We start from the raw sequence: 22871 nt of genomic DNA, 5'->3' as shown, positions 1-22871 counted from the left end.
AGTGGCTTTTTTATTTAATCTAAACTTAAAATGGTTTGTCCGTCTTCATCAAGGTCTGATTCAGTTTTAGAATCGTCTTCAAAAAGTGGTAATCCTTCTGGTATTACAATTTCTTCTGGTTCATCATAAGGCAAAGGGTCCAATAAATTCACTTGTTTTAATTTATCTGCAGTGAGTTGATTTCCTAAAGCTTTAAAACCTTTTATGGCAATAAATGCTTCCATATTAATGATTTGGTTTTCTTTTTGAATGCCTTTTACTTTGGCAAAAACCAATTCAGCTACGGGTTTATACGCTGTAGCAACAACTTCCAATTTCGATTTTTCGTGTTCCGTAATAAAGGTTTCTTCTTTATTTTCAAAATCAACTAAAAATCTTTTAATAAAATATTTTTCCTTTTCTCCGTCAAAATAAATGGCAGAAATGGGTTTTTTCGGATGCCATTTTTCCAAAACTATCATGTCGTCATCAAAATGAGTGGTCAACTCTGGAGTAATTACTTTCAATTTTCCCGACTGGTTGATGATTAATATTTTGTCATTGGGCTTAAATTCGCCCAACAATTCTCCTCGTGCTTCTGTATTCAATCTACGCACCGTTTCATCAAACCAAACTTTTCTTGGCAATAAAGTAGAAATTCCTTTTTCTTTCAACTCGATTTTTTTAATTGGATATTTGGTAATGGTATTTCCACGAGAAGCCCTTCCTTTTATAGCAATTTCAGAGAAATCAACATCCCATTTCAATTTTTTCACACTACCCACTTGCCTTAAAAGAATAGTAACTACTTCAGCTTCACCATTTGGATTTGCAGAAAAATAGGACACCATCGAACCTGGTTTTTCCTGAGTTAAATCATAAAATTTATCTCTTGTAATTCCAGAAACATTAAATCGCTTGATGAATGTGGAACCGTTTTTGCCATCGCGATACATCATATTATAAATGGTTCGCTTGTCGTTTTTATCAAAAACTGCAATATGTATAATGTCTTTTCCTACGAATTTTTTCTCATCTACTTTTGAAACCATCATTTTTCCATCCCTCAAAAAGACAATTACATCATCTATATCGGAGCAATCGGCTACATATTCGTCTTTTTTCAGTCCTGTTCCAAAAAAACCTTCCTCTTTATTGACATACAATTTGGTATTTCTAAGCACCACTTTTGTTGCTTCAATCGTATCAAAACTTCGCAATTCTGTTTGACGTTCTCTACCTTTTCCGTATTTGTCTTTTAATTTTTGGAAAAAATCGATTGTATAATCAATAATATGATCCAAATGATGCTTCACTTGTTCCATATCGGCTTCCAATTTTGCAATGGCTTCATCCGCTTTATCCGAATCAAAACGGGTGATTCGAATCATTGGAATTTGGGTTAATTTTTGCAAATCATCATCATTAATTTCCCGAACAAACGATTTTTTGAAAGGTTCAAAACGATCATACATATATTTGTATAACGATTCTCTATCGGAATACAATTTAAAATCGATGTACATTTCTTCTCTGATGAAAATCTTTTCTAGAGTAGAAAAATGCCATTTGTTTTCGAGTTCATCTAGCTGAATTTCGAGTTCTCTTTTCAGCAAATTAACGGTTCTTTCTGTCGAAATTCGCAACATATCCGTAACACCGATAAACAACGGTTTATGGTTTTCAATGACACAACCCAAAGGCGCCACAGAGGTTTCGCAAGCCGTGAACGCATACAAAGCATCAATGGTTTTATCAGGAGAAACACCAGGTGGGAGGTGAATTACTATTTCAACCTCAGCAGCCGTGTTGTCTTCAATTTTTTTGATTTTTATTTTACCTTTTTCATTGGCTTTCAAAATACTGTCAATCAAAGTTCCCGTATTGGTCGAAAAAGGAATTTGTGTAATAACCAACGTTTGTTTATCCAATTGACCAATTTTTGCACGCACCCTAACTCTTCCACCACGTAAACCGTCGTTATAATTGGATACATCGGCAATTCCAGCGGTAGGGAAATCAGGATATAATGTAAACGGCTTTCCTTTCAACACTTTGATAGAACAATCAATCAATTCATTGAAATTGTGAGGTAAAATTTTGGTGGACAATCCAACTGCAATTCCTTCCGCACCTTGAGCCAGCAACAATGGGAATTTTACAGGCAAGTTAATTGGCTCCGCACGACGACCGTCATAAGACACGCCCCATTCCGTAATTTTTGGAGAAAATAGCACATCGTGTCCAAATTTAGAAATTCTGGCTTCGATATATCGAGAAGCAGCGGCACTATCGCCTGTGAGGATATTTCCCCAGTTTCCTTGCATGTCGATGATCAAATCTTTTTGTCCAATTTGCACCATGGCATCACCAATACTCGCATCTCCGTGAGGATGATACTGCATGGTGTGCCCAACGATGTTTGCTACTTTATTATAGCGTCCATCATCTAACTCCTTCATTGAGTGCATGATACGGCGTTGTACTGGTTTAAAACCATCTTCAATTGCTGGAACAGCACGCTCCAAAATTACATAGGAAGCATAGTCCAAAAACCAATCTTTGTACATTCCCGTTACTTTGGTAATGGTGTCTTCGGGGTTTTCATTATTATCGTAAAAATGGTTGCCACCTGAGGAAACTATGTCCTCAAAGCCTTCGTTGGTGTTGTCATTTTGTTCCAAAGAATCGTTGTTTTCGTCTTCGTTTGGAATGATGTTGTCTTCTTCGTCTTTCATATAATAGTATCAAATGCTATTTTCATTAATCTTTTATTTTCAATTAACCCGTAATATAAACCCTTATTGCTCCAGAAATTGCAAATTCTTTATACGTATTATCTATGCAATATTTGAAAAAATTAAATAGCCTTCCATAATCTTCCATTAAAATTTTTCCTTCCATTGATAAAAGTATTGTTTTATAATCTATATAGATCTTACGACCAAATTTAAGCCTTAATATATCTGGATCCCCATAAGTATCAATTTGATAATTTTGATGTGATTTTTCTTTTGCAATTTCCAACCAATCATCATTTTTAACCTCCAATATATTTATTACTTCCTCATAGTCTGAATAACTATCATTTTTTGTAATTTCCTTATAAAAAACATTTAAAAAAGGAATAAGTTCAGATTCAATTAATTCTTGTTTTATAGTAAATTTGTATTCATTTTCGTACTCTTCTAAATCATAAAGATTTGATTTAAAATAGAATCTTTTTTCCAATTCTGAAATTAGATTTTGTTTTGTAAAATCTTCTTCTGAGTAATTTTTTTTGGAAATTGTCTGTTCAATTACTAATCCAATAGCTAAATATCTACCCATATTTTTAATTTTTATTAATTTTTTTCTTCCCACAAAAAGAACAAAATTCAAATTGTTTTCTATATAATTTAAAATTATAAATAAATTCTAAAAAAAAAAATATTTAAAATGAACTTTGCATTTCTACAATAATATCATTAAAATAATCAACAGCACTTTCAAAATCCGAAAAAGATTCGTTTATTTCTATTATATCTTCTTTGGTTAACTCAATATCCTTGAATTGGTTCATATCATAATTATTTTTGTATTCCTTGTATTCTTTACTTTTTGGATTTTTAGCAATTTCTACTAAAATGGCATAACTCCAAATACCTCCACAATCTTCTGGCGGACATTTACCTTTTCCTTTAATACAGTAAGGTATATGCTCTATTTCTATTTCATCAAATACTTTTTGAACAAGTATTTCGTGCTCCCAACTGTCGCCAAAATCGTATACATACAGAATTTTATCTTTTGGCTTTTGCAAAAACGCACTGACTTTTGTTTTCAAAGGATAGCCGAAATTCACAAATCCACCAAATTCTTTTTTTGAATATTCAAAACTAATTTCTGTATCCCTTCCTTTTCGAAATGCAAATAAATGATAACCTTTCCACCCCATTGCCTCTTGAATCGCAGCATGCAGTTCTAAAAAGTTTGATTTATTTGAAATGTATATTGTTCTATAAATAGATGGATAGGCATTTTTGAGACTAATTTTTAGTTGTAATACGTTTTTATATTTCATATGTAGATAATTATTTGTTTTTCATTTGTCAAATGGTATCACTTTATCTTCATAGGTGTTTGCTTGCGCAAACTTCTTGTTAATGTCGATTTCATAGTATTTCGTATTTAATTATTTTGTTTTATTAATTTGCTTCTTCCCACAAAAAGGAAAAAAATTCAAATTGTTTTTCTACTTGTTTTTTACATTTTTTACACAATTGAAACGTTTCTATTTGTGGTACAATATCTTGATAATTTACTTTGAATGTATCTGGAATTTCCTTTAAAAAACGTTCTGATGGTCAGGTTCTCAATCAATTTGATTTTTTTGATATAAACAAAGCGTTGTTTGTTTTTTTCCTCTAAAGAAATCTTTTTATCAAAAATAATGCTTTCATAAATTCCCGTTTTATCTGATTCAATTATCAAACGAACAATCATTTCATTGGCCGCATTTTTGGTAAAAGTAATAGCCAAAATTTCAGAGGGCTGCACTTTTTTTATTTCGACCAAATATTTTATTTTTTGCAACAAGGTTTTGGTTTTGCCCGAGCCTGCACCTACCAAAACTAAAATGCGTTTTTGTTCTGCTTTAACCGCTTCTATTTGTTGATCATTAAGGTTATCAAATAGCATGATTTTTTTTATTTAAGAAAAAAATTTTTTGTTTAAAATTTGGCTCTGTTTTAACATGAAATCGCTCTTTTTTTAATTGTTCATACAATGACTGAACAATTTCAAGAACCTGATTTTCAATTTTAAATGATTTTTCAGACACTGTCTGAATAATTTGGGGATATACTAAATAAAATTGCTTGCAAGTATTTAAAAATGTAAAAGACATCCCTTTTATTTTTTTATTTTTTAATCTTTCGGCAATACTTTTGTATAATTTTTCGCCGTATTCGGCTCTGTTTTGCCCTTTTTGTTCCACTTCAAACAAATACATTCCTATTAACCAATTTCGTAATGTATAGGCATAATTTACCTGACTATTGGCATAATCGGCAAAATAAGAATGAATACTCTCAATTTGAATGGATATGTTTTCAAGGCTTTGCAAACTCTTTATTCTGTTTTTATTAGTTGACTATTTATCCGTATTTTTAATTTTGATTATCGTATTCTTCATCATCTTACTACAATAATGTATGAGTGCTATTTCTTTATCAAAGATTTATTACTTTTTTATACATTCCTTTTACTTCTCCACCACATCCAATTCCACCTTCAAATTATTGATGATGAACATTTGGCGGTCGGGTGTGTTTTTACCCATATAAAATTCCAATAAGGTTTCAATTGAAGTGGCTTTGTCTAGCATCACAGGATCCAAACGAATATCGGCGCCAATAAAATGCTTGAACTCGTCAGGCGAAATCTCTCCCAATCCCTTGAATCGGGTGATTTCTGGCTTCGGTTTTAGCTTTTCAATGGCATTTACTCGTTCTTCATCGCTGTAACAATAAATGGTTTCTTTCTTGTTTCGCACACGGAATAGTGGTGTTTGTAAAATATACAAATGCCCATCTTTGATCAATTCAGGAAAAAATTGCAAGAAAAACGTGATCAACAACAACCGAATGTGCATCCCATCCACATCGGCATCGGTAGCAATTACGATATTGTTGTAACGCAAATCTTCCATCGATTCTTCGATATTCAATGCGGCTTGTAGCAAGTTAAATTCTTCGTTTTCATAAACAATTTTCTTGGTCATCCCATACGAATTCAAGGGTTTACCTCGTAAACTAAAAACTGCTTGGGTGTTCACATCCCTCGATTTGGTAATCGAACCCGAAGCCGAATCTCCCTCGGTAATAAACAAAGTACTTTCCAAATATCGAGGGTTTTTTATATCGGGCAAATGCACTCTGCAATCACGCAATTTTTTGTTGTGCAAACTCGCTTTTTTAGCACGGTCTTTTGCCAATTTACGTATGCCTGATAGTTCTTTTCGCTCTCTTTCTGCTTGCAATATTTTTCGCAACAAAGCGTCGGCTACATCTGGATTTTTATGTAAAAAATTGTCTAGTTTGTTCTTGATAAAGTCATTTACAAACGAACGCACCGATGGCCCATTCGGACCAATTTCTGTAGAACCCAATTTGGTTTTGGTCTGACTCTCAAAAACGGGCTCTTCTACCTTGATGGAAACCGCAGAAACAATAGATTTTCTAATATCCGAAGCTTCAAACGGTTTGTTATAAAACTCCTTGATGGTCTTTACAATTGCCTCTCGAAAAGCGCCCAAATGGGTACCTCCTTGTGTCGTATTTTGTCCATTTACAAACGAATGGTATTCTTCAGAATATTGCGTTTTACTGTGGGTTAACGCCACTTCTATGTCCTCACCTTTGAGATGAATGGTAGAATAAATCATGTCATCTGCATGAATGGCTTCTTCCAATAAATCTTTCAATCCATTATCCGAAAAATATTTTTCTCCGTTGTAATAGATGGTCAAACCCGTGTTCAAATAACAATAATTCTTGAGCATTCTAATGATATACTCATTTCGATATTTGTAGTTTTTGAAAATGGTTTCATCTGCAATAAAGGATACTTTCGTTCCTTTTCGCTTGGTCGATTCTTGTAAATCTTCTTCTAATGTTAGATTTCCAGCCGAAAATTCAGCCGCTTTTTGTTGGTTATCCCGCACCGATTCTACTCGGAAATAATTCGAAAGGGCATTCACCGCTTTGGTACCCACACCATTCAAACCTACCGATTTCTTGAAGGCTTTAGAGTCATATTTCCCACCTGTATTCATTTTGGATACCACATCCACAACTTTTCCAAGCGGAATTCCTCGGCCATAATCACGCACCGAAACCAGTTTGTCTTTGATGTTTACCTCAATCGTTTTGCCTGCACCCATCACAAATTCGTCGATGCAGTTGTCGAGTACTTCCTTGAGTAATATATAGATACCATCATCTGGCGATGAGCCGTCACCCAGTTTCCCAATGTACATTCCGGGACGCATGCGGATGTGTTCTTTCCAGTCGAGGGAGCGAATATTGTCTTCGTCGTATTGTGTTTCTTGTGCCATTTTTTGTATTTCCGAATTTGTGCTAAAGTAGTCAATTTTGAAAAAAACAAAAAATAAAATCGCAATAAGTTATCAAGAAAATGGGAAATGGAAATTTACAAGAATAATTGTTTTATAAATGGAAATTTTTATAGTAAATGATCATAAAATTTTGTTCCAATACAAGTTGAAACTAGCTAAATGAAATCCCTAATCATACTTGTCAAAAATTACTAAATTGGTATAAAACCGTTAAAATAACTCGTACACATTAGCTATGCTAATTTTTTAAATTTAAAAAAAAATGGAAAAATCACATTAAATAAAAATATTTTATTTTTATAAATAATATCCTATTTATTTCATAAATATAAAATACTAATAGGACTTATGTGTAATTATTTTAATATAAATACATATTTATAAATAAAAATTAATGAGATTTCTAGCGTACGATTGGTATTCTTCTTCATAAAAAAATCAAATTAAAAATCAAAACTATAAATTACATTAATCTAAAATATTATGTATTTTTTGAAGTAAATCATTAATATCAAATGGTTTAGTTATATAATCATTCATTCCTATTTGATAACATTTTTCCAAAGCTTTTTCTTCAACATTAGCCGTTAGTGCTATTATAGGAGTGTGTTTTTTGAAATTATCTGTATGTCTTCTAATAATTTTTGTAGCTTCAATTCCGCCCATTAGGGGCATCATCAAATCCATAAGTATCAAATCATAATAATTTTTTTCAACTTGATCTATTGCTTCTACCCCATTATTTGCTACATGAACTTCTGCTTTTTTGATGGCTTTTTCTAACTGCCTGGTAATAACCATAACATTTATTTTATTGTCATCTACAATTAGTATTTTTAATTTTTTATGTAATAATTTATCTGAAAAATCAATTTTTGAAATATTTAATTTAGGTTCATTAGAAATTTTTAAAGGTAATTTTATAGTAAAAGTGGACCCATTAGACAATATACTTTCTACTTTTATTTTGCCTTTCATCAATTCTATTAATCCTTTTGAGATTGACAATCCTAAACCAACGCTATCCTCTGATGTTCGGTTTACATTAGTAAATGTTTCAAAAATACTACCTAAATACATATCATGTATTCCAATGCCAGTATCCATAATTTTTATTTCTAAATCAAAAATATCAGCAAAATCTTTAGAATAAGTACCACCATAATGTAATGTAACACTTCCTTTATCCGTGTATTTGATGGCATTATTTAAAATATTCAATATTACTTGATTTAATCTGTTTTTATCAGCATAAAATCTTTGGGGTAAGATACCATTTTTTTTGATTTCATAAATTAAATTTTTTTCAAATGCCAACTTTGAATTCATATTAAAAATAAAATTAATATTCTCTTCAAAATCAAAATCTGAATATATTAAAGTGAATTTACCTTCGTTTAATTTTGAAAAATCTAAAAAATTATTTACTAATGACAACAAATGATTGCTAGAATTGTTCATGATTTCAAACAAGTCTAAATCACTTCTTGCAATTTTTTCTTCTTTAATTAACAAATCTGAAATGCCTTTTATGGCATTTAAAGGTGTTCGAATTTCATGACTTATGGTGGCAAAAAAAGATTCTTTAATCTGTTCTAACTCTTTTTGTCTGTTTCTTGAAAGGATAAGTTCTTTGTTATTCAGTTCAAATTCATTAATTACCTGGCCTATTCTATTTGTAACCATAAAGGCTAATGTAAACAAGTAAAACATTACAATAAAATATACCATACTTTTCCAAATATAGTATGTTTTTTCATAATTTACTGTATCTGAAATATCAAAACCATAATAATTAAACTTTTCTTTTAAAAAATAATTTATACAAAATAATAAAGTTAAAGCTCCTGCTAATTTAAAAAACCGCAAAAATATGATTGCGGTAGAATTGGTAATAAAAAAATATACCAAAAAATCGAATTTTTTTCCATAACACAAATCAACATAACAATATAATGTATTTGATACAATCGTTATAAAAATTAATTTATGTTGTGAACTGATTTTTTCAAATAAATTTAAGATAAAAAACAATAAAAAACTGACAAAAAAGGCAATATAGGCATTTTTTAAATCTAATAAATAATAAAAACATGAAATGGAGAAATAAAAAAACAATATAATTTTTACATTAGTTTTGGTAAAATCTCCATTTTTATCAATATAGTAAAAATAAACATTACTTTCTTTGAATACATTAGAAAATATTTCTTTGATTTTTTTTACCATATCTTATCATTTTAGATTTTTAAAAACATATTTTCCATCAATAATAAAATATACCTACACATTAAAACGGAAGTGCATTACATCTCCATCTTTTACAATATATTCTTTGCCTTCAACTTTAAATTTTCCAGCTTCTTTACATTTGGCCTCTGAACCATAATGAACAAAATCTTCGTACGAAATCACTTCGGCACGAATAAATCCTTTTTCAAAATCCGAATGGATAACACCCGCAGCTTGTGGGGCTGTAGCTCCAATATTAATGGTCCAGGCCCGAACTTCTTTCACACCTGCTGTAAAATAAGTTTGTTGTTTGAGTAATTTATATGCTGCTCTTATCAAAACAGATGAACCTGGTTCTGATAGGCCCATGTCTTCCAAAAAAACTTGTCGTTCTTCATAACTTTCAAGTTCTGTAATATCGGCTTCTGCCCCAACCGATAGGATGATAACCTCGGCATCTTCATCTTTTACTAGCTCTTTTACTTCATCTACATATCGATTGCCCGATACAGCCGAATTTTCATCAACATTACAAACATACAGCACCGGTTTATTGGTAATTAATTGAAATCCTTCCATCAAAACTTCTTCATCGGCATTTTGAGGCACTACGGTTCTTGCCGATTTGGCTTGCAAAAGGGCTTCTCTTATTCTATTAAGCAATGCCTCTTCGGCTTGGGCCTCTTTATTACCTGTTTTAGCAGCACGTTTTACTTTCTCCAATCGTTTTTCGATGGTTTCCAAATCCTTCAATTGCAATTCTATATCAATAGTTTCTTTGTCTCTAATAGGATTCACGTTGCCATCCACATGAACAATATTGTCATTATCAAAACAACGCAAAACATGAATAATAGCATTACATTCTCTAATATTACCTAAAAATTGATTGCCCAAGCCTTCGCCTTTGCTAGCTCCTTTTACCAATCCTGCAATATCTACAATATCCACGGTGGCCATTTGAACACGCTCTGGTTTTACAAGAGCTTCCAATTTTTCTATTCGGGGGTCTGGCACATTTACTACTCCAATGTTGGGTTCTATCGTACAAAATGGAAAATTGGCACTTTGTGCCTTTGCGTTTGACAAACAATTAAATAAGGTTGATTTCCCTACATTTGGTAATCCTACAATTCCTGCTTTCATTTTTTCAATTTTTCTATTTAAAAAAATAGTTGTTAGTGATTTATAATTTTATTGTGCAAATATATACTAATAAATTTGGATTTTAAAACATCGTTTTATTTTAGCATTTTTTAAAAAATTCTTAATTAAACTATTATACTTTTCAATTTTAATTCACAAAAAGTATAAAAATTCGTTTAATAATCATTTAGTAGAACAAATTTACAAATTTTTAAATAAAAGTTAAGTTATTGTTAAAAAAATAATTAATATTGCATCCGAATTAAATCGATTAATTAATTAATACATTTTTTTATGAAAAAAATTATTTTATTTTTATTGCTACTTAATTTCTCTTTTGCTATGGCTCAAAAAGAAGTAAGTGGTAAAGTTACAGACAAATCTGGAGCCGCACTTCCAGGGGTAAATGTTACCGAAAAAGGAGCAACAAATGGGGTTTCTACCGACTTGGATGGAAACTACAAAATTAAGGTAAAAGATGGTGCTACACTAGTATTTAGCTATGTAGGCTATGCAAAAGTTGAAAGAAAATCAACAAACGGAGTAATCAATGTAACCCTTTCAGAAGAAGGCGGACAATCATTGGACGAAATTGTAGTAGTAGGTACAAGAACGGCACCACGAAGCAACACTACGTCGGCTTTGCCAGTAGATGTATTGTCTGCAAAAGACTTGAACTCTACAGGTCAGGCCACTTTTGATAAAGCGTTGCAATACAAAATTCCATCGTTCAACACGGTTCAAACTCCAGTAAATGATGCGACATCATTATTGGATCCTTATGAAATTCGTAACATGGGACCTAGTAGAACCTTGGTTTTGATAAATGGTAAACGTAAAAACATGAGCTCATTGGTATATGTTCAAACGTCTCCAGGACGTGGTGAAACAGGAGCTGATATTTCGGCTATTCCAACAGACGCTATCGAAAGAGTTGAAATTTTAAGAGATGGGGCATCTGCACAATACGGTTCTGATGCTATTGCTGGTGTAATGAACATCATCTTGAAAAAAAGTACTACAGGTGGATCTACCACTTTCCGTTCTGGTATTACTGGAGAAGGTGATGGAAAAATGTTAGGTTTTAGTATCAACAACGGAACAACTGTTGGCGAAAAAGGGTTTATCAACTATACTGTTGATTTCTCAAAAGTAACTTTAGCTAACAGACCTGGTACTGTAAATGCTGATGGTGAAATTGCTGATTTTGGTGCATCACCTTCAGAAGTGAATGCCTTTTTGGCTCAATATCCAGACGCTGGAAATATCAATGGATCGCCAGAAACTGCAGCGGCCAAATTTGAAATGAACGGAGGAAGTGATTTAACTGATCATTCAAAAATATATTACAATGCTGCTTATGTTTACAAAAAAGTAAACTCTTTTGCTAATTACAGAACACCTTATTGGAGAGATTTGGCTTCAATGCCTTATTTAGCTGATTTGTTTGCGGGTGGATCTGCTGGTTCCTATAAAGGGTACGTTCCAACTTTTGAAGGAGATTTGAACGATTACAATGCTACATTAGGTTACAAATCAACTGTAAACGGATGGAATACTGACGCGAGTGTTACTATTGGTGGAAACCAACAGATTTATACAGTATCCAATTCACAAAACCGTTCTTCGATTTTAGATGATAATGGTGAAAATGTTTATAGAGAAAATAGTCCAATTAATTTTAAACCAGGAGGGACTACTTTTAATCATATCGTTGGAAATATCGATGTTTCTAAAGTAATATCTGATAAATTAAGTATTGGGTTTGGTTCAGAGTTTAGATCTGAAAATTTTGAAGTTTTAGTTGGTGATAAAGCATCTTACGAAGGTCTTGGTGCGGATTCATTTGCTGGAAATAGACCTGAAAATTCTGGAAAATGGAACAGATACAATTTAGGAGCATACTTTGATGTTGCTTACGATGTTAATAAAGATTTCTTAATTAATGGTACTTTACGTTTTGAAAATTATAGTGATTTTGGAACTAATGCCGTTTGGAAATTGAGTTCAAGATACAAATTGATGGATGACAAATTGACTTTCAGAGGATCTGTTTCAACTGGTTTCAGAGCTCCATCTTTGCACCAAATTTATACTCAAAAAGCACAATATTCTTTTGTTGCAGGTCAAGGTATTCAAGTAAGTGGTATTATCAACAATGTTTCTTCTCAAGCTCGTCAGTTAGGTATCCCTCAATTAGATGCTGAAAAATCAACTAACTTTACAATTGGAGTTGGTGCTAAACCAACTAAAAACTTCAACTTTACTTTAGATTATTACAACATTAAAGTAAGTGATAGAATTGTTTTAGGTGATAGAGTAGATACTCAATTTGGTAATGTTGCTTGGTTCTCTAACTCATTTGATTCAAGAACAACCGGATTGGATTTAGTATTCAACTATAACAATATCATGCTTGGAGAAGGTAAATTATCTTTCACTTTATCTGGAAATAAAACATTTGACAACAAAATTATTTCACCAATCGTAAATAATTCTTTTGGAGCTACTTTAACAGCTTTGACTTTTACATCTAGACCAGAGTCTAAATACATTTTAGGTGCAAATTATAAAATTGGAAAATTTGATTTTTCATTAAATAACACTTATTTTGGTAAAGCAACTTTCAAACAAGATGGTATGAGTAAAGATTTAAGAACAGAATTTGTTCCTAAAACAGTTACTGACTTAGGTATTAATTTTAATGCTTCTAAAAGTGTAACGATTGCTTTAAATGTTAATAATATTTTCAATGTATTGCCTAAATGGGAATTTAAAGCAGAAAATGCTGCTGGTCAAGCAATTATGAATAATCCAGCTCAAATCAGAAACCAATTCAATCTTATCACATTCAACGGTCGTTACTCTCAAATGACTTATGATGGATACCACTTTAGTCAATTAGGAACTATGTTTAATTTATCATTAAACTATAAGTTCTAATTATATTATTTTTTAAAATAAAAGAGTCGCTAATATAGCGGCTCTTTTTTTTTGAGGATGTATTAAGTTTATTTTTTTAAACATAAAACAGTCATTCTTTCTACGCTCGGAGTTCCTACCCTTTTCGTAGCTCCGCCTACCTTTTTAGTAGGCCCGCCTACCCTTTTCGTAGGCTCGCCTACCTTTTTAGTAGGCTCGCCTACCTTTTTAGTAAGCCCGCATACCTTTTTAGTAAGCCCGCATACCCTTTTCGTAGGCCCGCCTACCTTTTTAGTAGGCTCGCCTACCTTTTTAGTAGGCCCGCCTACCCTTTTCGTAGGCCCGCCTACCCTTTTCGTAGGCTCGCCTACCTTTTTAGTAGGTCGATTATAAATTGTGTTTATATATTATTGTAGAATCAAAGGATCCTCATTTAATCCTTTGATTGGAAACCGCTAAAAAACGAATGAATAATAATATAAAAATCATTCTTACAATCGATACTTGAGCCAAAGGGTACTTTGTTTTGAGATTCCAAGAGGCTTTAGCCAAAATAAATAGCAGCTCTTTTTTGGGATAAAGCATTTTGAAATCATATACAATATCGTTGGTTTAAACCAAAGGTTATACCAAATATATTTATAAAATAGTCCAAAGATACGTAGTTATTTTTTAGAGAAAATTTTCAAAAAAAATCGTTGCATAGCTGGGCTACGGAACTATTTTTTTTGAATGATTTTAGCAAAAAAGAACCAATAGATTGGACTATTTTATATGTATATTTGGTATTATACATGATGTCCATCAAAACTCATGTTATTCATGCCTTGGTTTTGTATGGGCTGATGGTTATTTTAAATGGGCTTTTCTAAATTCTAATGGTGCTATTTGTGTTTGTTTTTTGAAATATTTTGAAAAATAGGACGCATCACTAAAGTTTAATTGATAGGCAATTTCAGAAACACTACAATTAGTATGTATCAACAATCTTTTGATTTCTATAATCATTCTGTCGTTTACCAAATCGGTAGGTGTCCGACTTGTGTGGAGTTTGACAATTTCACTCAAATGATTGGCAGTGATATGCAATTGGGCAGCATATTGTTGAATAGACCAATTGTTTTGATAATTTTGTTCAATAATTTGCTTGAACTTTTTGGTTAAAATAATCCCTTTTGGTGTTTGAAAAATAACACTTGTTTTCGGGTAAATGCGTTTGCATTGTATCAAAATCAAATCCAAAATGGCACGAACTACCTCTTCATAATCTTCTTTTTGCGACAAAGTTTCCAAAATGGCATTTTTAAACATCAAAATAAGGTTTTCTTTATCTTGTAGGTTTTGTAAATATAAGGGAGGATTTTTTTGATCGAGGTTATAAAAAAAAGGCAACTCGAATATTTTACTAGTATTGGTTTTATTAAAATGATAAAATCCTGAAGTAAACAAAAAAATATAGCCTTTTACATCGGGCGAAAGGATTAATTCATGCACTTGACCTGGAGATAAAAAAAACAAGCTAAAAGGTTTGATGTCGTAGGATTGAAAATCGATGATGTGTTGTCCTGTGCCTTCTGTTATAAATAAAATTTCATAAAAATCGTCGTGCCGATGCGGATAAGTAACTTTAAAGTTGCGATGTATATCAAAAGGTTCCACCTGAAAATGAATGGCATTTTCGGTTTTTGAAATGAAAGTATCGATACTGTAAACAGGGATGTCTTTTGGAATTTTAGTCATATTGCAAATACATAAAAGCATAATTATACCTATTAGATATTGATTTAAAATGATGTGATTCAGAGAATTAGCCAATAATCAAAAAAATACATTTTAATCATACCATAAAAAGTACCTAAATAAACAGCAAATATACATTTGAAAGTTCAAAAATTAATGCACCTTTGTAAAGTTTTTTACAAATCATTACATTAATTATTATAAATACAATACAAAATGGCAAATTATTTTAATTCTCTTCCATTAAGAGAACAATTGAACCAGTTAGGAGTATGCGAATTTCTTGACGGAAGTTATTTTACCGCAGGAGTTGAAGCATTATTAGGCAAAAAAATCGTGATTATTGGTTGTGGCGCTCAGGGGTTGAACCAAGGATTAAATATGAGAGATTCTGGACTAGACATTGCATTTGCATTGCGTCAGGAAGCAATAGACGGACAAAGACCATCATGGAAAGATGCCACAAGCCATAACTTTACCGTTGGCACTTATGAAACATTAATCCCAACGGCTGATTTGGTTATCAATTTGACACCAGATAAACAACACTCTGCCGTTATTGCAGCCGTAATGCCTTTGATGAAACAAAATGCCACATTATCTTACTCGCATGGATTTAATATTGTAGAAGAAGGGATGCAAATTCGTAAGGACATTACTGTGATTATGGTAGCACCAAAATGCCCTGGAACCGAAGTAAGAGCTGAATATGTACGAGGATTTGGGGTTCCAACACTTATTGCCGTTCATCCAGAAAACGATCCAGAGGGCAAAGGTTGGGACTATGCCAAAGCTTATTGTGCTGCTACGGGTGGCCACAGAGCTGGAGTTTTGAAATCGTCGTTTGTAGCCGAAGTAAAATCAGACTTGATGGGCGAACAAACCATTTTGTGTGGTTTGTTGCAAACAGGTTCTATTTTATGTTTTGATAAAATGATCGAAAAAGGAATAGAGGCTGGATATGCCTCTAAATTAATACAATACGGATGGGAAACCATTACCGAGGCATTGAAACAAGGAGGTATTACGGCCATGTTTGACCGTTTGTCGAATCCAGCAAAAATTAAAGCTTTTGAAATTTCGGAAGAATTAAAAGACATTATGCGTCCGTTGTTTCAAAAACACCAAGACGACATTATGAGTGGCGAATTTTCTTCAACCATGATGGCCGACTGGGCAAATAACGACAAAAATTTATTGACTTGGAGAGCCGCAACTGGCGAAACTGCCTTTGAAAAAACACCAGCTGGCGATGTTAAAATTGCTGAACAAGAGTATTTTGACAATGGCCTATTGATGGTGGCCATGGTTCGTGCAGGTGTAGAATTGGCCTTTGAAACAATGGTTGAAGCGGGTATCAAAGAAGAATCTGCTTATTACGAATCGTTACACGAAACGCCATTGATTGCGAATACAATTGCAAGAAGAAAGTTATTTGAAATGAATAGCGTCATTTCTGACACAGCTGAATATGGTTGCTATTTATTTGATCATGCTTGCAAACCATTATTGGCAGATTTTATGACAAAAGTTGAAACTAATATTATTGGAAAAAACTTTAACGAAGGTAAAGATCATGGTGTGGACAACAAAACTTTAATCAAAGTAAATGAAGCTTTACGTTTTCATGAAATTGAACTTATTGGTGCCGAATTGAGAGAGGCCATGACCGATATGAAAGCCATCAGCTCTTTGGCTTAGTATTGTTTTATTTACAAAAAAAGCGGTTTAAATAAATAATTTAAACCGCTTTTTTATGTATTACTTTTTCTTGGCAAATTTTTTCCCTTGAAAATTATGATTCTCCGACCTAATATATTTTCCGTTTTCATAAAACTTCCAAATTCCTGTTTTTTTACCGTTTGTAAATATACCTTCAGAAACTATTTGGTTGTTTACATCTCTATAAACTGCTAGCCCATCATATTCATTATTTTTAAATGTAACTATCTCTAAAACAACACCTTCTTCTGTTAATTTTTTATACAAACCGTCTTTTATACCCTCTTTATAAGTGGTGATTTCCGCTATATTGCCATTCAAATAATAAACCGTTCGTGCAGCATCTAACTTTCCTGCCCGATAAAACTCTTCGGTCATGATTTTTTTAGAGGCATAATGATAATATTTCCAAATACCTTCTTTGAGCTTGTTGATAGATTTTCCTTCGCTTACAATATTTTTTTGTTGATCATAAAAAGTGGTATAAACACTATTATTTTGTGCATCAAAAACCCGAATGCCTATCACATCTCCTGCTTTTGTATCATCAAAATATTGAAAAGTACCAACCTCTTTGCCATGCTCAAAAGTACCCTGATACCGCAATCGATTGGAGCCTTCATGATAACCTTTCCACAACCCGTGCTTGCGTCCTTGTGGGTCTAATGTATTACACTCTTGAGAAAACAGTAATCCGTTTATAAAAAAAGATACCAATATAATAAAATACTTCATGTTTGTTTTAGTCATCAAAATTAATATTCAATTGTAGGTTTGTCAAAAAATAATTGAATCCAAGCTACCCCCCTACCTAAACTTTCTGTAAAAGCTTGTTTGCTTTTTTTTGTAGTAAAAGCATTAAAAAAACGCAATACCATCAATAATATTGTAATGGCATGCCATTTTATTTTAGATTGTAAATCAGGTTGAGGGTTTTTTAACCTCCATACATACCACCCATTTCTAACCACCATTTTGCCATAATCATATTGATTTGGTCTGCCCGAAGGGGCATGATAGTGGTGTACTTTTGCTTTTGTATTGATGTATAGTTTGCCATGTTTTATAGCCCTAACACAAAAATCATAATCCTCGTATAGGCCATAACCTTCAAAATATTTTGAGAAAGCTATTTTATGGAATAAATCTTTTTTATAGGTGGCTATACCTCCCATAAAATGCTCAACTTCATAAAGTTTATCGTTTGGAGGCAATCCCGTTCGTCCGTGAGAAAATGATGGTATTAATTCGGGTTGTAAATCTGTCATTAAACCAAATATTTTTCTAACTTTATTTCTCATTCCTTCCTTTTTTATCCATCCATCCAATTCAAAATATTCAAACTTTGAGTACATTTGGTTTGGATTTTTTAGACTATAAGTATTTTCAACCAAATCAATACCACCAACTCCAATAGCTTTTGGGTTTTGTTGATAAGTTTTAATGATTTCCTCAAAATAATTGGGTTCCAATATTAAATCATCATCTAAAAATGCTACTACATCCGTGCTTTTATCAGTTTTAGAAACACCAAAATTGCGTTGCTTTGTCAAACCTCTATTATCATCATCTACTAAAAAATAGGTAACATCAAAGTCATAATTTTTTAAAACTATTTGAGTATCAAGAGTAGTAGAACCATCAACAATTATGATTTCGTTTGGTTTTATTATTTGTGCCTCTAATGAATATAATAATTTTAATAAAGAATCTGGCCGCATATAAGTGCAGATAACTAAAGAAATGTTCATGCTTATAATTTATAAATATTTTTTGTAAATATCAATATAATTTTCAATCATTTTTACGTCTGAAAAACTATTTTTTACTAATTCCCTTGAATTTTGTCCCATATTTTTGATTTGGTCGATATTGTTCATAAAATAAACAATTTTATTTTCAAATTCTAGTAAATTACTTAAATCATGAATTAAAAATCCATTAAATCCATCTATAATAAATTCTCTATTACCGCCAACATCAAGTGTTATAATTGGCAAACCTGCTTCTGCTGCTTCAAGAAATATAAACGCAAATGCTTCTTGTGAGGCACAATGAACATATACATCCGCTTTACGTAACCAATCAGATACATTATTGACATTGCCTCTCAAAAAAATTGATTCATTCAATCTAGCCCCTGCTTCACATTCTAATTCTTTTCGTTGATAGCCATCGCCAAGTATATTTAATTCAAATTTTTCGCCATATTGATTACATAAATGTTCAAAAACTTTCAATACAGTTGACATTCCTTTTTCCTTTACTAAACGTCCCACTGATATTAATTGTATTTTATTATCTATAGCCACTTTCTGTTTATAATTTTTATTCAATGGTTTAATGGCAACACCATTGTAAATAATTTTCGATTTAGTTAAAATATTGTTTCCAAAAAAGAATCGATTTTCATTTTCTAGATATTTGCTTACATGGATTATATGGTCAATATATCGGTATGAAATTAATTTATTGATCTTTGAGGTCATTTGTTTTTTGATAGACCATCCTTGAATAGGTCTAGACATGTGTTCCGTTACAATTATTACTTTATTATTTTTAGATAAATATTTATATTGTCTTGCAAATGTTGGAAAAAAATGTGTGTGTATAACCTTGCTCGGATTTTTATTTGTAAACGCAATTACACTTTTCATAAAATGATTACCTTCTAATAACAAACATGGTACATTATTTTGAATATAATGATCGTGATTTGCATGATTCCTATTTGGAAACAAAAAAATAAATTGATATCCCTCTACCCGTAATTTTTCAGATAATTGATAAAAAAAACGGTCTATTCCACCAAAAATATTAGGATTTATCAAATAATCTGCTGCTATGATGATGTCGTACATACTATCGAATTTAATGTTGTTTGATTCAAATTTTCGACTATTTGAAAATCTTGATGTTCTAAAATTTCGGTTGGGACTACCATTTTAAGTTCTTGACATTCAATTAAATAATCCGGAGAATTTATATCAATCAAACAAATCGTTTTTTTATTAAACAAAACAGCTTCAATTAATGTAGTTGAAGGTAACGACATGATGCAATCTGCATTACTAATTTGATTAAAATAATGCAAATCCGATTGAGTTGTAGGAATGTTTACAAACAATTTTTCATTCCACAGCCACTTGTTTTCTAAAATAGAAACAAAAGGAAATTCCGTCAATTCCAAAAAAACACCACTAGAATACATAGGATTGAGTCTTATTTGAAGTTTAATTTCTAACTTAGTTCGCTGAATTAATTGAGCTAATTTTTTTAAAGTTTGTAATTCATAAGGTCTTCTACGAGGATCTGAGCAAGAATATAGTAGATTAAAAATTTTATTTTCAGGATTAATACTTGGTTTTTTTAGATGGTTTTGTAATCTAAAAACACCCATTGCATGTGATTTAAAATAACTCCTTTCAATATCAATCATCAACTTTTTTTGAGATTCATACCATATAAAAAATTGGTCTGCCATTAAGGGAGCATAAGGTCGAATGGTTAAATCTTTTTGATTATTCAAATAATATAGTATTGTTAAACCAGCATTTTTGCCGTTATACATTTGATAATCAACACCTCCCAAATGTTCAAAAGCAATCATCGTTTGACATTGGGTTTCATTTATCAATTGTAACAATTGATTGTCTTGGTATAAATATACCCCGCTTTTTTTGGTAATCCAAAATAGCGGTTTTATGAACAATGAAATAAAAATATTAATGAATTTACTATAAATCAAAACTTTGTGCTGCTTTGATTTTACGTTTTTCTTTGAATATGAAAATGATTGTATGCCGTTTTTAAGATTCGTTTTTTTTGCAAATTCATCACATAAATTTGTTAAAAACAAAGCCCATTTGATTCTAAAATTATTTTTTTTATCTGGTAATACAAAAATTTTATACCCTTTTATTTCGTTTGGTTCTATAACATCAAGGATTCTTTTTGAAATCAAAATACATATTTCGTCATATTGATTAGACTGTTTTAAAACATCTAAATACCTAAATTCTGGACCGTGGTTTAATAAACAAAGTGCTTTATTCATGTGTCGATTTTAGTTTATATAATGAATATCCCTTCAAAAATATAAAAGTTATAGGTGTATATATCAATAATTTTATCATGTTAAAATAATCTTCCGATTTTGAAGAAAATAAAAATAAATATTTTAATTGAAAAAACATCAAGGGTATGGATTTTTGCAAAGTTAAATAATAATAGTTCAAATAACTGTTTTGAAATAAAATAGATTTTAACTGGTGTATGTTTACATCTGTTTTAAGTTCCTCATAAATGATGTTCCAAGCAAATATCTTTTGTTGTAAAATATTTTTATTTGCATTTACACGTCCGGTTGTGCTATCAATATGTCTTCTATAATAAATGAGGGGTTCGTATAGTAAAGTAACTTTTTTGCATTTTTTCCTGTTAATCAGGTTAAATATCAAATCTTCATAAATTTTTGTTTGTGTAGGAAATAAGTCATTTGCTATTACATTTCTTTTCCATAACGGACAAGGTAAATAATAATCCGTAGTTCCGTTAAGATGGTTCAATAAATTCTCAAAATCATCTATTTTATTTAATCCGTATTTTTTTGAAAAATCATCATTATCAAATTCAATTAATTGACAAATAACTAAATCCGTTTCTTGATTAAGATAAGCATTAATTTTTTTTTCTAAATGTTTGGGGTGCATCAAATCATCGCTATCAAAAAATTGAATATAACTACCGTTAGATTCTCGAAAACCTAAATTCCTGCATCCTGAAGGCCCCTTTGGGTCATTTTCAGTTCTCAAAAACAATTTAAATCTTGAATCTTTTCTTGTGAAATCTTGAATTATTACATTAGAAGAATCCGTGCTTCCATCATCTACCAATATACATTCAAAATTTATAAACGACTGATTTTGAATGCTTTTCAAGGTTTTTTTTATATATTTTTCGCTATTATAAAAGGGTATTATTATGGAAATGATACAACTCATAAAATTACAATATTTGAATTAAAAATTATTGTTGTTTTAAAGTTCGATAAATTTTACCAAACCTTTTTTTATCCCATGTTATTAGTTTCATGCCTTTTAAAAATGGACTGATTTTTATTTTTTTATAAATTAAGAACTGATACAATGAAAACCTAATGAATCTAATACCAATTTCATTTTTTCTTTTTACATTTGAATCTATATTCTGTGTAAAATTACAGTAATTATAAATCTCTAAAAGTTCGTTATTTCTAATATTATCAATTATTATACCCGTAGAATTACGAGTAGTTTGAGCATGAAATGTATGAAAATTCAACACCTCTTCTAAGTATCCAAAATCAGGATAGTCTATGAGCATACTAGCCCAAAAAAATTTATCTCCAGAATACCGATGGTTTGTTATTTTTTCAAGTATTTTTTGATTGATACAGTCCGTTTTAAAAACACATGAACTTGCATTAACTATTCTAAATTCATTATTATTAAAAAACCAATCATACAAAAATAATGAATTGTTATTGGAATATAATCCTGATTTTTTATTTGAAATCAACTTTTTTGAAGTGTTTTTTATTAAATCTTCAATAATACTATTACAAAAAACCAAACTCAACTTTTTATGATTTGCAAATAAATTCATTGCTTTTTCTAAAAAATTCAAGTCTGAATAATCATCACTTTCTGCAATCCATATATAAGTTCCTTTTGCAAGATCAATGCCTTTTTTCCATTGTACAAATGGGCTTCCTGAATTTATTTTATTAAGAATAATATTACTAATTTTAGGATGTTGCTTGTATTGATTGATAATGGCTAAACTGTCATCTGTTGAAGCATCATCTAATAAAATCACCTCAAAATGCTGATAGCTTTGTTGTAAAACAGTTTCTATTCGCTTTTTTAAATAAATGCTGTGATTGTAATTTGGAATGATGACTGATACAAAATTATCCATAAATTAATCTATTTTAAACTCTAATATATACTATACAAATATACTTTTT

The 22871-nt window shown here is 31.1% G+C and carries 17 protein-coding genes; 2 read left to right on the top strand and 15 right to left on the bottom strand.

The features are described 5' to 3' along the window. Positions 1–14 precede the first annotated feature (14 nt). From FBFL15_RS06880 to ychF, 8 genes are all read right to left on the bottom strand, one after another. Positions 15–2717 carry a DNA gyrase/topoisomerase IV subunit A gene (locus tag FBFL15_RS06880; protein WP_014083898.1) on the bottom strand — a complete coding sequence of 901 codons (2703 nt, stop codon included), beginning with the start codon at positions 2715–2717 and terminating at the stop codon, positions 15–17. A gap of 43 nt (positions 2718–2760) precedes the next feature. Then, positions 2761–3309, bottom strand: a complete 549-nt coding sequence (locus tag FBFL15_RS06875; protein ID WP_014083897.1) for a hypothetical protein — start codon at positions 3307–3309, stop codon at positions 2761–2763. Positions 3310–3412: 103 nt separating this feature from the next. Beyond that, positions 3413–4042 carry a plasmid pRiA4b ORF-3 family protein gene (locus FBFL15_RS06870; protein WP_014083896.1) on the bottom strand — a complete coding sequence of 210 codons (630 nt, stop codon included), beginning with the start codon at positions 4040–4042 and terminating at the stop codon, positions 3413–3415. 191 nt (positions 4043–4233) lie between these two features. Next, entirely contained in the window at positions 4234–4659 is a 426-nt protein-coding gene (locus FBFL15_RS06865; RefSeq protein WP_044032198.1) for a UvrD-helicase domain-containing protein, read from the bottom strand. Continuing rightward, on the bottom strand, positions 4649–5086 hold the full coding sequence (locus FBFL15_RS06860) for a DUF1016 N-terminal domain-containing protein (protein WP_044032197.1): 438 nt from the start codon (positions 5084–5086) through the stop codon (positions 4649–4651). Before FBFL15_RS06860 ends, FBFL15_RS06865 begins: the two co-directional genes overlap by 11 nt. A gap of 138 nt (positions 5087–5224) precedes the next feature. After that, the gene (locus FBFL15_RS06855; RefSeq protein WP_014083895.1) at positions 5225–7078 is read right to left on the bottom strand and encodes a DNA topoisomerase IV subunit B; all 1854 of its coding nucleotides are present in this window, start codon (positions 7076–7078) and stop codon (positions 5225–5227) included. 489 nt (positions 7079–7567) lie between these two features. Continuing rightward, on the bottom strand, positions 7568–9010 hold the full coding sequence (locus FBFL15_RS06850; RefSeq protein WP_158309089.1) for a hybrid sensor histidine kinase/response regulator: 1443 nt from the start codon (positions 9008–9010) through the stop codon (positions 7568–7570). Positions 9011–9382: 372 nt separating this feature from the next. Continuing rightward, on the bottom strand, positions 9383–10477 hold the full coding sequence (gene ychF, locus FBFL15_RS06845; protein ID WP_014083893.1) for a redox-regulated ATPase YchF: 1095 nt from the start codon (positions 10475–10477) through the stop codon (positions 9383–9385). 294 nt (positions 10478–10771) lie between these two features. On the opposite strand from ychF, the gene FBFL15_RS06840 reads away from it, so the two are divergent. Beyond that, complete coding sequence (locus FBFL15_RS06840; protein WP_014083892.1) at positions 10772–13420, top strand: TonB-dependent receptor; 2649 nt, start codon at positions 10772–10774, stop codon at positions 13418–13420. A gap of 828 nt (positions 13421–14248) precedes the next feature. Here the strand turns inward: FBFL15_RS06840 and FBFL15_RS06835 are convergent. Beyond that, positions 14249–15139, bottom strand: a complete 891-nt coding sequence (locus FBFL15_RS06835; protein WP_014083891.1) for an AraC family transcriptional regulator — start codon at positions 15137–15139, stop codon at positions 14249–14251. A gap of 216 nt (positions 15140–15355) precedes the next feature. On the opposite strand from FBFL15_RS06835, the gene ilvC reads away from it, so the two are divergent. Next, entirely contained in the window at positions 15356–16840 is a 1485-nt protein-coding gene (gene ilvC / locus FBFL15_RS06830; RefSeq protein WP_014083890.1) for a ketol-acid reductoisomerase, read from the top strand. A 60-nt stretch (positions 16841–16900) separates the two neighbouring features. Here the strand turns inward: ilvC and FBFL15_RS06825 are convergent, their stop codons facing one another. The 6 genes from FBFL15_RS06825 to FBFL15_RS06800 are packed head-to-tail and all read right to left on the bottom strand — an operon-like array spanning position 16901 to position 22822. Further along, positions 16901–17596 carry a toxin-antitoxin system YwqK family antitoxin gene (locus tag FBFL15_RS06825; protein WP_148267900.1) on the bottom strand — a complete coding sequence of 232 codons (696 nt, stop codon included), beginning with the start codon at positions 17594–17596 and terminating at the stop codon, positions 16901–16903. 20 nt (positions 17597–17616) lie between these two features. Further along, on the bottom strand, positions 17617–18612 hold the full coding sequence (locus FBFL15_RS06820) for a glycosyltransferase family 2 protein (protein WP_014083888.1): 996 nt from the start codon (positions 18610–18612) through the stop codon (positions 17617–17619). A 9-nt stretch (positions 18613–18621) separates the two neighbouring features. Further along, positions 18622–19722, bottom strand: a complete 1101-nt coding sequence (locus tag FBFL15_RS06815; RefSeq protein ID WP_014083887.1) for a glycosyltransferase family 4 protein — start codon at positions 19720–19722, stop codon at positions 18622–18624. Further along, positions 19704–20918, bottom strand: coding sequence for a hypothetical protein (locus tag FBFL15_RS06810; protein ID WP_014083886.1), 1215 nt, complete (start codon positions 20916–20918; stop codon positions 19704–19706). Before FBFL15_RS06810 ends, FBFL15_RS06815 begins: the two co-directional genes overlap by 19 nt. Beyond that, positions 20911–21864 carry a glycosyltransferase family 2 protein gene (locus tag FBFL15_RS15735; RefSeq protein ID WP_014083885.1) on the bottom strand — a complete coding sequence of 318 codons (954 nt, stop codon included), beginning with the start codon at positions 21862–21864 and terminating at the stop codon, positions 20911–20913. Before FBFL15_RS15735 ends, FBFL15_RS06810 begins: the two co-directional genes overlap by 8 nt. Before the next feature lie 25 nt (positions 21865–21889). Beyond that, positions 21890–22822 carry a glycosyltransferase family 2 protein gene (locus FBFL15_RS06800; RefSeq protein ID WP_014083884.1) on the bottom strand — a complete coding sequence of 311 codons (933 nt, stop codon included), beginning with the start codon at positions 22820–22822 and terminating at the stop codon, positions 21890–21892. Positions 22823–22871 lie beyond the last annotated feature (49 nt).

Origin of the sequence: Flavobacterium branchiophilum FL-15 (assembly GCF_000253275.1) — a bacterium.
Taxonomy (GTDB): Bacteria; Bacteroidota; Bacteroidia; order Flavobacteriales; family Flavobacteriaceae; genus Flavobacterium; species Flavobacterium branchiophilum.
This window is presented reverse-complemented; position numbering and strand designations above follow the sequence as displayed.